The 307-nt window shown below is 64.8% G+C and carries 1 protein-coding gene; it reads right to left on the bottom strand.

The genetic code is table 11. The features are described 5' to 3' along the window. A partial coding sequence (locus O7A05_RS34260) for a transposase (protein WP_337097829.1) occupies window positions 1-307 on the bottom strand: 307 nt, incomplete at both ends.

The raw sequence follows: 307 nt of genomic DNA, 5'->3' as shown, positions 1-307 counted from the left end.
TTGTCGAACGGGGCAAGGCCGACCAGTGCCGCGATCGCCTTGGGCGAGCGCTGGCCGAGCTCGGGCAGGAGCGCCAGCAGCGAGAGCGCGCCAACCTTGGAGACGCCGGGCACGGAGACCATCAGCGTGTAATCGCGGGCGGTGTCCTCGGCTTGACGAATGACTTCGGCAATCTGGCTTTCGAGCGCCTTGATGCGAGCATCGAGGCCGGCGATCAGGTCTTTGAGGCTGGTGATGACGATCGCCTCGAAAGCCTCGCCGAGTTGCTTCTTCAGCGTTGCCCGCATCGCGACCAGTTGATCGCGGT

The sequence above is a fragment of the Mesorhizobium argentiipisi (SeqCode) genome (assembly GCF_037179585.1).
Classification (GTDB): Bacteria; Pseudomonadota; Alphaproteobacteria; order Rhizobiales; family Rhizobiaceae; genus Mesorhizobium; species Mesorhizobium argentiipisi.
Note: the sequence above shows the minus strand (reverse complement) of the source record. Positions and strands in the feature narration are given on the sequence as shown.